Below are 9,186 nucleotides of genomic sequence, written 5' to 3'. Positions count from 1 at the left end.
ACCATGTGCACTATACTCCGATCATTCGAAAATGATAGAATTCTCTCATTAATTCTGCTGCTGTTCCTTTTTAAAGAGTTCAAAAGTCTATGAACTCGCCACTGCTTAGCTAAAACGACAAGTAACTTGGGCAAAAAATGACATGACGCTGAAATGGAAACCTAAAAAAACGCCAGCAAGATTGCTGGCGTTTTTTTAAATTCGTTCAATTAGGCTGGAAGACGTTGCCCTGGCGCTTTGGTTTTTTTCTGGCGGTAACTGAACCAAAGGTACGTCACCACAATTGAGAAGAACAAGTACGAAAGCGAGAAGATGAATGGCGAGCCAATCAAATCTTGCGATAATCCCCAAAATACGCCGATAACCGTCACTGCTAACTTAGACAGCATGCCACAAAGCAACAGGAAAACCGCCAGTTGAGGGAAACGCGAACTGCGGAATGCAAACCAGTAACAGCTGCCTACCGCCAGAGATGAAATATAGAGACCAAACAAGAAAGAGTGGATGTGGTCAGCAGAGGCATAACCCGCCGTAACAGATATCAGTAGAATAAGGAAAATCTTCATATACACCTCGCTATAAAAGCCTAAAAAGCATCCTTTCAATATTGCAATCTCAGTTTCCGCTATATTTTGCCAAACTAGTTTCAGAGATCAAGAGGCCAAACCTGTACAAAATGTGTACAAACATTAATCAAGTCGACTGATTTTACATATGGTTAACACGATGATTTTTAAGAATCCTTTGTCCACGGCATTTCGAGAGAAAAGTGTAAATTTCGAAAAGGATTGTTACATTCATTTAACAGCAGAAAATATTTTGTCTTTTTTTTAGCAATGTGAACTCAGTACCATATCGGTTCTTTTCTACATATCCAAGCCCCGTCAGATAAGCGCCCAATACGCAAAGATCACAAGATTTTCACAAAAAATCGTTAACTCGGAAAACTCTGTAACAACACTTTTTTAACGTATCAAAATATTTTCAGATCTGGCCTTAAAAAGAGATTCCAATCACAAAAGGATTGGTTATAATCCGCGCTCATTGCGTTATCTGTTGAAAAGCGCAAACTAATTTTGAGTTTAACCACCCTTTTATTCGCCCCCTTTTGGTATTACCAGAAGCAACACTGAGAACAAAAATGAGCAAGATTGATAAAGCTATGCGCATCCTGCTTGCAGGATTCTGTATCAACCTTTGTCTTGGCATCCTGTATGCTTGGAGTGTATTCAACAAAGCACTAGTGACTGAGTCAGGCTGGAGTGCTGCAGAAGCGTCTGCCCCTTATGCAACCGCAACGATCACGTTCTCTATTTGTCTTCTTGTTGCTGGTATTCTTCAAGACCGCATGGGTCCACGAATGATCCTTATCCTAGGTACTGTTCTTACCGGTCTAGGTATGATTGCATCTGGTTTTGTTGACTCTCCACTGATGCTCAACATCACGTTTGGTGTGATCACCGGTGCGGGTATTGGTTTTGGTTATGCTTGTCTATCTCCATCGGCGATGAAATGGTTCCACGCATCGAAGAAAGGTATGGTTAACGGCATCATCGCAGCAGGTTTTGGCCTTGCCGCGATCTACCTAGCGCCACTGACTTCAGCTCTGATCACGAGCATGGGTATTCAAACCAGCTTTATGATTCTTGGTGTGGGTGTTCTTGCGATTGCGGTACCTCTAGCGGCAACCATCAATAACCCACCAGCAGACTACACCCCAGCAGAGCCTAAAGTAAAAGAAGGCCAAGCACCTAAAGCGGTGAAGAAATCTGACGACCTGACGTGGAAAGCGATGCTTAAAACGCCACAGTTCTACGCACTATGGATCATGTACGCATTTGCAGCCTCTGTTGGCCTGATGATCATTGGTAACATCACCACCATCGCAAGCGTTCAAGCAAACCTGCCTAATGCGGTTTACCTAGCGTCTATTCTTGCGGTATTTAACTCAGGCGGCCGTGTTGCAGCGGGTATGCTTGCAGACAAGATCGGCGGCGTACGTACGCTTCTTCTCGCGTTCGTTCTACAGGGCATCAACATGGTTCTGTTCGCAACGTTCCAATCTGAGTTCACTCTGATCATTGGTACGGCTATCGCAGCAGTTGGTTACGGTACGCTTCTTGCGGTCTTCCCTACTCTAACCGCAGAATTCTACGGTCTGAAAAACTACGGTACTAACTATGGCGTACTTTACACAGCATGGGGTATTGGTGGCGCAATTGGCGCAGCAGTGGTTGGTTTCTCTATGACGAACGGCACAGGCTACACCTTGGCTTACACCATCTCAGCCGTGATGATGGGCGTTTGTATTGTGCTTGCTCTTGTGACGAAACCACTTTCAGAAGCGAAAGTCGCAGAGCTGAAAAAGGCGTAATTACGCGTTGATTTGAACATGAAAAGGCTTAACCTACGGGTTAAGCCTTTTTTAATGTCGGTCGTTTATGGAAAACAGCGTAGAACTCGCCCCGGATTACTATCTCGAGAACTTTTTTAAGCTTACGCGCCACGCGCTGCAGTGGTATCAGGACTTGCTAACAACAGACGAACAGCAATGGCTTTTGGCGTTTACTGCGCTTGATAAGCGTGCGCAATGCCTTCTGGTACGTTTGTACAGTCGCAAAGGCTGTTGGTTTCGTAGTGATAAACTGCATTACGCTGAAATTCCACAAATTGATCACGCACTAGACATTCTCAGCCAAGGCAAGTTTGTCGAACTCTCTCCTGTCATCTCTCACCAAGAGCTCGCTCTCTACTTACTCACAAAACCAGAGCTGCTTTCGCTCTACCCTCATCTCACCAAAACGCAAAAGAAAGAGGCACTAGTCAGTTGTCTAAGCGACGATGCCTTCACTCAGTTTGATGAACTAACCTTCACCGTCATCAAGCTCAACTCCGCTCACATGATCGACCTACTACTGACGCTGTTTTTTGCAAACACTCATCAAGATCTTAGCCAGTTCGTTTTGGATGATCTCGGTCTGCATCAATTCGAAGCTTACCAGTTAAGTAAAGAGCGGCGATTCTTCGATAGCCGAGAGCAGATTGATCGCTTAATCGACCTTAGTGAGCTTTCCAACCGTTACTGGCTTTGTGATCGAAAACAGAAGGAGAATCTGGAGCAGTTGCTGGCAGCACTGCCTGGCCCAGTGGCACATCCCTATGTCGACCGTAAACGCGAGCATCTGCTCAATGACATTGCCCGAGACTTTGAACGCCTTGGCGAGTTCACCACGGCACTCACACTGTTTGAACAAACTACGCTGGCGCCCAGCCGAGAACGCCGTGCTCGTATCTACGATAAACTTGAACAAAACCAGCCATTTAGTGACATTGTCACCGAAATGCTCGCCCAGCCAATTGACGTCTCTGAATTTGAAGTAGCCCAGAAGCTAGAACAGAGGCTAAAACGCAAGTTGGGCGAAAAGCTGCCGCGAGTCAGTAAACCTCAATGCAGCGAATACCGCATCTCGCTCGATCTGTCACAACAACGCGTCGAAATCGCAGCGTTGGCGCATTTTGAGCGTTTAGGTTGGCACGTATTCTACAGCGAAAATGCCCTGCTCAACGGTTTGCTCGGGCTCACTTTCTGGCCTGCCTTTTTTGCCCCCGTCGAAGGCGCATTCATCAATGCCTACCAGCATCGCCCTCTTGATTTGTATCATGACGATTTTACGCACAAGCGCGCCGCCGAAATCGATCAGGCGTTTACTCAATTTCTAACCGGTGATAATGAATTTATTTTGCAGCGTTTTCGCGAAAAACAGGGAATTGCGAACCCATTGGTGCAGTGGTCAGCACTGTCAGAAAGTCTACTTTTGCATGCCTTAGAGAGCATACCGCGTGAAAGCTTGGTGGCGTTATTTAAAATCCAGCTCAGTGATTTAAAACTCTACCGCAATGGCATGCCCGATTTGATCGCTTTCAAAGATGGTGAGTATCAATGGATTGAAGTCAAAGGGCCCGGTGACAAACTGCAAGATAATCAGTGGCGTTGGATACACCATTTCAAGCAATTAGCGATTCCTTTCGCTGTGTGTTACGTAGAGCATCAAGCTGGCGAGGCAGACTAACCGCGCGCCGATAATTTTCGTTCGTCTTTTTTCTGTTTGATCTGATCGATGACATACTCTGGTGCGACTTTTTGCAGCTCTGTCAAACAGAGCTCTGTCTTGGGATTGTCGTACCGTGCGTAGATGTCGCATACCGCGTAGAGTTGCTCTGGTGCTCCTGAAATTAAGTAGGCTTGTTCAAAAGCACCTACCGATTTCTGCACATCAAACGGCTCTTGCAACACACCATTGAGATACCAGTAATAGCTGTTGTTTTCAGCCATGTTGGCAGCCAATTCCATCTCTTGTGCTGCCGCATTTTTGTCATCCAAACGAACCAACGTCAGCGCTTTGGAATAATGCAACGCCGCATTGCTTGGATGTCGCTGAATAGCTTCATCCAGCGTTCCTATCGCCTCATCTTCGTTTTTCTGCACGCGATAGTTATCTACCAAGCTGAGCCAAACTTGCGGATTATCTGGCGTTTGCTCCGTCAGTTGCTGGTAGAGCGGCTGCGCTTTGTCCCACTGCTTATACCAGCGATAAACGTCTGCCAGCAGCAATTGAGAATCGGTGTCTTTTTTCTGCTCTAAATAGCGAATAAGCTCCGTTGTCGGCGCATTTAACGTTTGCTGTTGGCTCTCACTGAGATTGCCATAGTCACGCAGCAAATTCGCCGTGGCTGCCAATCTCACCATTGCGGTGTCGTCGGTGAGCAATGGAGAAACCATTCGCCAACGGTGGGCAATATTGTATGGGCCAGCACCAACAATGGCCGCTTCACGCAATGCAGGGTCACTGTCTTGCAGGTTGCGACTGACCGCTACCAGCGCGTTTTGGCTTGGGTAATTGGCCAAATTTCTTAGCGCGCCGACTCGTAGCTCGGTCGGCAAGCTTTTGTCTTGCGCTTGGTAGGAGAGTTTCGACACCACTTCCTGAGGAGAAGTAGCGTGAGTGAGCTCATGAGTTGCACTTTTGCCTGCACTTTCACCTGCACTAGGCGACTGAATAAAAGAGACATCATGCGCGCTGACTTGCGCAGAGAGGCCCAAGGCCGCAAGTAAAAGAGTGTGGGAACGTGTCATCATTTTTACCTCAACGCTGGATCTTAAAACTTCGTCTCAAAACGCGGTGTTCGGCTTGCCAACTGGCGTATCGCTTGATCACTGTATTGACCATGAACCACCGGATGGCCCGTTGCGCGTAAAACATACGCCAGAGCTTTGTCTGCGTGAGCGAAAAACTTTTTCCAACCCGCACAAAGATAGTTAAGCCCTGGTTCACCCTGTTTTGTGCGGATAAAACGGTTTTTCGGACACTCACCAAAGCAAGCAAATTGATACTCACATTGTTGGCATTGGCTGGTTAACGAACGCACCTTGCCGTAACCAAATTTTTGTTGCTCATCGCCATAGGCCAAGTGCTCTAGTGACTGCTGATGAATGTTGCCCATTTTATATTCGGGATAAACATAATGGTCGCACGCAAACACATCGCCATTCGGCTCCATGGCCAAGCCTTTGCCGCAAATTTCCCCTAGCGTGCACAATGGGTTCTTTCGCCCCATCCACGTTTCGACACTGGCTTCAAAATACTGCACAAAAACCTTCCCGATATCGTGTTGAAGCCACTCATCGAAGATGGCAATGAGGAAATTGCCCCAAGCCTCGTCTGCGACACACCATGGCTCCATTACCGAATCTTTGTGGCCGGGAATGAGGCGCTTATCTCCTTGCTTGAGCTGAGCTTGCGGTTGCCATGTTTGCGGGGCGGTTGTACGAAAGCTTTTCTGCTCGACAATTGGGATAAATTGCATTTGCGGCGAGCGTACCTCATCTCGCAAAAAACGATACACTTCTAACGGGTTACGGCTGGTCAAATTGTTCACACAAGTTAATGTGGCGAACGGCACTTGATGTTTGTGCAGCAGCGCCACCGCGTTCATCACTTGCTTAAATGTGCCTCGTCCCGCACGGTTGGTGCGGTAGGCGTTATGCATCATTTCAGGGCCGTCAATACTCAGCCCCACCAAGAAATTGTGCGCTTTAAGAAATGCACACCAGTCGTCATTCAGTAAGGTGCCATTGGTTTGCAGATCGTTGGCGATGGTTACCCCTTCTGGCTGGTATTTGGCTTGGAATTCAACGATTTTTCGGAAGTAATCCAAGCCAAGCATCGTCGGCTCTCCCCCTTGCCATGAGAAGATGATTTCAGGCGTATTTTGCCCTTCAATGTACTGACGAATATAGGTTTCGAGCGTTACCTCATCCATCACGGGCGTACAGCCCTTCTTATACTCAAGTAAGTCCTGTTTACTGAGGTAATAGCAGTACGTACAGTCGATGTTGCAAACAGCACCAATCGGTTTTGCCATCACGTGTAAACGCTTTGATGCTTTACCATTAAACTGTGGGCCCTGAGTAATCTGCATAATTCACCTATTTCTTCGCGCCGAGCGCCAAGTCTTGTTTGAAGAAAATCTCGATAAATGCATCTTAAAAGGCTTTCCGAACAAGGGCTTGTTATACCCGTTATAACCTTTTTTCATGGCAACAATGCGTAAGCTGAAAGCTCGCTGACTTAAGGAGCATTTCGGATGACTTTATCGCCTCGTCACTGGCTTTTTCCCCTCTTTCCTCTTACGGTTGCTTTGCTTGCGAACGGCTGTAGCTCAACGCCCCATCCCATCGCCATGGCCATTAACCAAGAGATGGTATTGGTCGAAGGCGGCACTTTTGAGATGGGTTCTGATCATCCCAGAGCAAAGAACTCTGAAACCCCTGCACACCAAGTGACTGTGGATAGTTTTTACCTTGCCAAATTCGAAGTCACTCAAGCGCTGTTTGAGTCGGTGATGGGCTCCTCGCTCAGCTATTTCCCGAATCCAAACGTTCCCGTCAACAACTTAAGTTGGCAGCAAGCGAACTACTTCATTGAACGCTTGAACACCCTGACAGGCGAGCACTACCGCTTACCGACAGAAGCAGAATGGGAGTTTGCCGCTCGCGGTGGCGTGCATAACCAAGGGTTTACGTACGCAGGCTCAAACAACATTGATGAGGTTGCTTGGTATGTAAGCAATGCCAATAACCAAGCGCATCCGGTGGGATTAAAGCAACCCAATGAGCTCGGACTCTATGACATGACTGGCAACGTGGGTGAATTTGTCATCGATGCCTTTGACGCGGGTTACTACAAATACGCCCCAAGCCAAAACCCAAGTAATGCCAAAGATGAAACGGCGGGATTGGCGCATAAATCCGTTCGCGGCGGCAGCTTTTCTTACGCTGCAGACGAATCGGAAAACTTCCGACGTGATTTCGCCAGTCAATCGATACGCATGGCCGACATGGGCTTGCGACTGGCAAAAGACATTGATTGATCGACAACATCAAAGAGGACGACAATGAAAGCAGTTTGGCTCACTGGCGCATCGCTACTTTGCGCTTTCACCCCCAATGCAATCGCGGCAGCAAGCGAAAAGCCAGCCTTAGTATTGCAAATTACCGTTGATGGACTGCGTGGTGATTTACTCGACCGATACAAGCACAACTTCGCAGAAAAAGGCTTTCGCTATTTGATGGATGAGGGGGTTTATTACACCAATGCACACTATCAGCACGGCAATACAGAAACCATCGTCGGCCATGTGTCGCTGGCAACTGGCGCGCCGCCGTCAGTTCACGGTATGGTCGGCAATGTGTGGTACGACAGGCAGAAAGAGCGCCTTGTTTACAATGTCGAAGACGAAAACTACACCATGCTCAATAGCCATGCTGGTGTCAACAAAGCGACCGAAATCGACCCGACTCAAAAAACCGCGCTGAAAGATGGCCGCTCACCACAACCCATTTTGACGACAACGTTCAGTGATGAACTGGCGCTCTCTTCCAACGGCAAAGCCAAGGTGTTTTCGGTCTCCGTCAAAGACCGAGGCGCAATTTCATTGGCCGGTCATTCTGGCAAAGCGTTTTGGTTTTCCAAAGCGACCTCAGAGTTTGTCACCAGCAGCTATTATTATGACCAGACGCCACAATGGGTGACGCAGTGGAACGCCGAGAAAATTCCCGCACAATACTCAGGTCAAAAATGGTCACTCACTCTGCCGCAAGATCGCTACACTCTCCAAGAAATCAGCCAAGAACATAAGGTGGACCTCGCTGGTTTTGCCCGTACTTTCCCCCACCCTTATGGCCCTGCCAGCTTTAAGTATTTTTCCACCATGCTGACTTTGAGCCCAGCGGGTGACGAGATCACGGCCAACTTCGCGCAACGAGTGTTGGAGAAAGAGCAATTAGGTAAGGGCGACGCCACCGACTATCTTGCGGTGAGTTTTTCGTCAAACGATTATGTGATTCACATGTACGGTCCAAACAGTTTGGAAACCGAAGATAACTTGCTCCGGCTTGACCGCACCTTGGCGAAGCTGTTTGACGCCGTGGATAAGCAGGTAGGATTAAACAATACGCTGATTGTACTCTCCGCTGACCATGGCGTGCCCGAAGCATCACCAAATGCTCGTCAAATTGGCTTACGCCAAGCGCAGTATTTCGACCAAAAGACGCTGTTCTCAACCCAAATAGAACAGCGTTTAAAGCAAGAATTTGGCTTAAATAAAGGCGCCATTCGCCTCTACGCACAGCCTTACATCTACCTTAACCATGACGTGATTGCCAAGAGCAAGGCGAGTTTAGCCGATGTGCAAGCAATGATCGCCGAAGAGGTTTCAAAGGTGGAAGGCGTTGCGTACGCCATCACCAGCAGCGACATCGAAAACAACCGAGTCGTGGATAGCCGCATTACACAGTTGATCAAAAACAACTATCACCCACAACGCTCGGGCGATATCTATTTGGTGTTTGGCGCTCGCAGCTACATCAATGATATGGATGGTTTAACCATCGCTTCGACGCACGGTTCTCCATGGCGTTATGACACGCATGTGCCGGTAATTTTTGCTGGCTATGATGTGAAAGCGCAGCGCGTTTCTCGAGCGATCACTCCGTATGACGTTGCACCAACCTTATCCAATAAGCTTGGTATTACCCAGCCCAGTGGGGCGACTGGTCAGGTGCTTAGTGAGGTAGTGAAAGAGGTGGTGAGATAGGTGGCAACGCCTTAAGCACGCCATGCCAAC

7 protein-coding genes are annotated in these 9,186 nt (G+C 48.0%); 4 read left to right on the top strand and 3 right to left on the bottom strand.

What is annotated here, in order from left to right; all coding sequences use genetic code 11:
* Positions 1-209: 209 nt before the first annotated feature.
* Positions 210-566: a hypothetical protein gene (locus tag CIK04_RS16720; RefSeq protein ID WP_011081148.1), complete on the bottom strand. Its 357-nt coding sequence runs from the start codon at positions 564-566 to the stop codon at positions 210-212.
* Between the two features lie 575 nt (positions 567-1,141).
* Between CIK04_RS16720 and CIK04_RS16715 the strand changes: the two genes are divergently transcribed.
* The gene (locus CIK04_RS16715; protein ID WP_038940198.1) at positions 1,142-2,374 is read left to right on the top strand and encodes an OFA family MFS transporter; all 1,233 of its coding nucleotides are present in this window, start codon (positions 1,142-1,144) and stop codon (positions 2,372-2,374) included.
* 67 nt (positions 2,375-2,441) lie between these two features.
* Positions 2,442-4,070: a VRR-NUC domain-containing protein gene (locus CIK04_RS16710; RefSeq protein WP_097352621.1), complete on the top strand. Its 1,629-nt coding sequence runs from the start codon at positions 2,442-2,444 to the stop codon at positions 4,068-4,070.
* Here the strand turns inward: CIK04_RS16710 and CIK04_RS16705 are convergent.
* Together CIK04_RS16705 and CIK04_RS16700 are read right to left on the bottom strand one after the other, a co-directional pair.
* Positions 4,067-5,137: a tetratricopeptide repeat protein gene (locus tag CIK04_RS16705; RefSeq protein ID WP_097352620.1), complete on the bottom strand. Its 1,071-nt coding sequence runs from the start codon at positions 5,135-5,137 to the stop codon at positions 4,067-4,069. The two genes, CIK04_RS16710 and CIK04_RS16705, sit on opposite strands and share 4 nt — an antisense overlap.
* A gap of 20 nt (positions 5,138-5,157) precedes the next feature.
* Positions 5,158-6,480 (bottom strand): anaerobic sulfatase maturase, encoded by a 1,323-nt coding sequence (locus CIK04_RS16700; RefSeq protein ID WP_097352619.1) that lies wholly within the window; start codon positions 6,478-6,480, stop codon positions 5,158-5,160.
* Positions 6,481-6,645: 165 nt separating this feature from the next.
* Between CIK04_RS16700 and CIK04_RS16695 the strand changes: the two genes are divergently transcribed.
* A complete protein-coding gene (locus tag CIK04_RS16695) occupies positions 6,646-7,431 on the top strand; it encodes an SUMF1/EgtB/PvdO family nonheme iron enzyme (protein ID WP_097352618.1) in 786 nt (261 codons plus the stop codon).
* A gap of 24 nt (positions 7,432-7,455) precedes the next feature.
* The gene (locus CIK04_RS16690) at positions 7,456-9,156 is read left to right on the top strand and encodes an alkaline phosphatase family protein (RefSeq protein WP_097352617.1); all 1,701 of its coding nucleotides are present in this window, start codon (positions 7,456-7,458) and stop codon (positions 9,154-9,156) included.
* Positions 9,157-9,186: the final 30 nt, after the last annotated feature.

It is taken from the genome of Vibrio sp. 03_296 (genome assembly GCF_002265885.1).
This window is presented reverse-complemented; position numbering and strand designations above follow the sequence as displayed.